Below are 4,048 nucleotides of genomic sequence, written 5' to 3' on the forward strand. Positions count from 1 at the left end.
TCACTGGGTTCGAGCCGATCGACGTCATCAACCGTGATTATAAAACGATGGCCCAAATCTTTGAGCGTTGCGGTCAGATCGGCTTTTTGACTGCTAAGGTCTGTAGCTTCCCCCTTTGCAAAGAGCTTGCCCGCGCCGCTCAGGATACCACCGCCTACTTTAGCAATTGGGTGGGGCACCGCCTCAAGCAAATCGCCCGCTTTGCTGACGGATGCCGCAAATTTCCGGGCCTTCTCGGCAGCATTCTTGAATTTCCGCTTTCGATCAGCCGTTGCGTTTCCCCGGCTGAATTCGACCATCGCAATACCGTCTACGAGCTGATTGAATAAACTCGCCAGCAATGCGTCTCGATTGCCTACCAGCCATGGCCGAAATGTGATGACGCTTGGACGGTGATCCTCTGGCAGCTTGTCAAGTTCCCCAGAGATTAGATGAAGCAGGCTCGACTTGCCAGAGCCCCATTTTCCATCGAGACCAATGACTATCCCAGCATCAGACGCGTGATCTACAAGCGATGCTGCCACACGTTCGGCAACTTCCGCAAAACCGAGACGATCAACATCACCGCTCGATAGTGCACGATCGCCTCGAATAGGCAAGGGGCGTGACGATCGATTCATAAGCCATCAGAGTAGCGTGGAATGTTGGATTGGCAACGGCTACGAAAAGTTTTTCTACCTAGGTTCGTGCGCCTCCGCTCACGGGACTGCGTCCAAGTTGATTGGTAATTCTAATTTGGTTTCATGAATGGATCTCCGGTTTTCCGGTCTACGAACACATTTCTAGGCGGGGGCTGTTGGCCCGCAAAATGGACGCCCAGAGCACTTCATCGGTGGTCGGTAGATAAACTGCCAAATGAGTTGGCGTAGGCGGCGGATTGAATTGTCTGCTCGCAATGCGCCAATGGCGGTTGATTCTATCTCGGTTTTGGGTTTGACCCGCTGTGGCGATATCCCTCGATAAGCTGGCGCAAGCTCTCGGTCAGTACAAGCGTGGACGTTCCCATTTTGACGACCTCAACTTCACCTCGCGCAATGAGCAGGTACAGCGTGCTACGGCTGATGCCGGTAAACCGGCAAGCATCGGGAACCCGCATACTGATTGGCTCGATCGACAATGGAGAACTGGGCGGGAGAAGCGTTCCAGGCATAGGGGCACCAATTTCTTGAGAACAAGGCGGCTGAATGGGGCGAGCGCGCCATCCGCCATGCCCCGGAATTATCGCCGTTCAGCGCTCTGCGTACCACAAGACATTATTACGCCAGGCTAGCCGTTTGCACGATCGCTGAGGCGGTGTCCCTCAAGCCTCGCCTCGTCGGGCGGACTAGATTTGGTCCATGGCTACCAGGGCTCCTCTGCCATGCCTTGGCCAATCGGCGGGCTGCTACTTGCCCCGAAAAAGGGGGGGGTAACATTGGCTGGCGAAAGGGCCAAATCTTGTCCCCGCGTTAGCCGCTTTTGTCCGCAATCATCCCGTCCGACGAGGCTGCTATGCTCTGCCTCTAGATTCCTCAGAAAACCGCCACTTTTCATAAAGGCGACGTCACGAGGCAGCGGATTGGCACCTCGAAAAGTGGCAGAAAACCGATATTCACGTGTGCGTGAGGTGTGTCTCTCAAATATGTGGGTCCGATGCGAAGCATCGCGGCCCAATGATTGCCGATCAGTCAGGTTCGGGAGCATAGGGGCGACTGACCGCTTTGGAGTAGTGATCGAACCCAACGCGATATGGTTGCCCCCGGGGGCCGCAATCGGAGTAAGCCCGCACTTGATCTGGGATTACGGACAAGGTGCCGATTCAGCTCAGGATTGCTTGCGAGATCTTCGCTGCTGTTTAGTACTAGCAGCGACCAGTGGCGCAACTCGCGTCTGAAACAGGTTGAATAGATGTTCCACCCTCTCTCGCTCCGTGCAAAAACGTTCCTTTCGATATAGCCGATCGACCAGCCGGTCATTTGCCTTGTGCGCCTTGCGCAGTTCCACGGGCATACCTCCCGCATCATACATGTCCTCCAGCGTAGCGGGAGCGCACGCTTCTCGTGCGGCAATGATTGCTTTCGCTGATGCATCCAGCTTTGCCTTTTCGCTATCATTGACAACTGGCCACGGAAACGAATTGTAGACATTGGGCGAGTAGCTGTAGCGGCTCTCAAGCCTTCCTGCGATTGTGCGCATCCAGCCCATATGCATTGCGGATGTTAGGACTGCCATGATCCACAGCTCGGGTTTTGGAAGGATCAGTAGCTTGTTGCTACCAATGACATTCTCGTCGAGAACGCAGATGGGGATGTATTCTCGGGTTTCAGACGAAACCTCGGGGACTGCTAAATAGCGGGACGACGGTTGTCTGTCCTGTGTGAAGACCCACGGCGTTGCCGCAAATTCTCGCACACTGTCCGTTGGACTTTTAAGCCGCCCATTCTTGACGCGGGCAAGGCGTTCCTGGATCTCAGGCGAGGATTTCAGCTCCGCAGGACTCGCGTCTTTCAGCCAGAGGCACCAGCGCCACGCACCAGAAATCAGCTCCTGTCCGCCGACATACGGGCGCAGCCATTTGGCGATACCGGGTTCTCGTGCAAGCGCCGCTGCCCGATCTTCTTCCTCCAATATGAGGTTGCTAGTGGTGATAAATTTGCCATTCGGCCCCTTGAGCCGTGCGCCGTCGGCAGGCTTGCTGCCTTGAAACAGTTTCGGCATCCCGGCCGGAGTGCGGCTACGTGCAGCGATGAAAATCTGAGGGCAGGAAATTAGATAGCTGTTGATCTGCGGCACCACCGACATGTGCGGATCGCCCTTCACATTATCGTAGTCGTAAATCTGCCTGTGTCCCTCGCGGTCGAAATCGAGCCCGACGATGATTACGTGAACCGCTGCCTTACCTCGCGCTTCGCTTAGCCATTCGAACGTGCGGTGAGCAAAGAAAATTCGTGCCCCCGACCGGAAAAGCTGCGGCCACAAGATCGATGCCTGCTCCCCCTGACATATTGAGTTAGTTGATACGAACGCGATTTTGATGGTTCGATTTTGCTGGGCATAGTCTGTGGCCAGCTTGAACCAGCAGGTCACGTAATCGAGTCGATTTACCTGACCGTCGCGCCCCCAAACGCGGTGCATACCGGCTTGCTGATCTTTATCGCGCCACGCATGGCCGATAAACGGTGGATTTCCGAGAATATGCGTGCATTTTTTTGCCGGAAGAACGCTTTCCCACGACAGGTTGAGAGCGTCGCCATGCTGAATCATAGGCGATTTTTTGAGGGGGATGCGGACGTAGCTTTTGCCGAATGCTAAAGAGAGACGCGAGTTCATGATGTGGTCCATCATCCACATTGCCGTCTCCGCGATGCGTGAAGCAAACTCGCCGATCTCAATTCCCGCGAACTGATCGACGTCCACTTTCGAGAGAGCTGACACATCGAGGATGAGCTGATTCTTGCCCGCGAATATCTCTGTCAGAACCTCCAGTTCGAGCAGGCGAAGCTCGCGGTAGGCGATGACGAGGAAATTGCCGCAGCCGCAAGCGGGATCGAAAAATCGCAGGTTGCTTAGCTTCTCCTGAAATTCCGTAAGCCTTGCAACTTTGGCGATGCGCAAGGCTTGCAGGCGTTCAAACTCGGCCCGTAGCTCGTCGAGGAAGAGCGGCCCGATAACTTTGAGGATGTTCTTCTCGGTTGTGTAATGCGCACCCTGTCGTCTCCGCTCTCCTCGGTCCATCACGGACTGAAACAGCGATCCGAAGATGGCGGGCGAAATCGGGGACCAGTCGAAGGCAGAAACCTCAATCAAGGCCTCCCGCATGGAGCGATTGAAATCCGGAATCCGTGTTGAATTTTTGAATAGGTCGCCATTAACGTAAGGAAACTGGGCCAAGTCCTCGTCAAGATTTTTGCTACGATTGGTCTCGGGAGTGTCGAGAACCTCGAACAGCTTTGTCAACCATCCGCCTAAGTCAGCCCCATCCTCGGTGGTCCGGGTCTCCAAAAATTCGAGAAATATCCCGCGAGGCTCAAAAACGCCTGTATCGTCAGCGAACAGGAAGAACACAAGG

General features: G+C 54.9%; 3 protein-coding genes. All 3 read right to left on the reverse strand.

Annotated features, from left to right (window positions below):
- The coding region (locus ACT6VE_RS34460) for a KAP family P-loop NTPase fold protein (RefSeq protein ID WP_444802619.1) at positions 1-620 on the reverse strand (620 nt) is incomplete at its 3' end.
- Positions 621-916: 296 nt separating this feature from the next.
- On the reverse strand, positions 917-1,150 hold the full coding sequence (locus ACT6VE_RS34465) for a helix-turn-helix domain-containing protein (RefSeq protein WP_444609313.1): 234 nt from the start codon (positions 1,148-1,150) through the stop codon (positions 917-919).
- A 653-nt stretch (positions 1,151-1,803) separates the two neighbouring features.
- The coding region (locus ACT6VE_RS34470; RefSeq protein WP_444802620.1) for a class I SAM-dependent DNA methyltransferase at positions 1,804-4,048 on the reverse strand (2,245 nt) is incomplete at its 5' end.

Origin of the sequence: Shinella sp. (assembly GCF_052438155.1) — a bacterium.
Classification (GTDB): domain Bacteria; phylum Pseudomonadota; class Alphaproteobacteria; order Rhizobiales; family Rhizobiaceae; genus Shinella.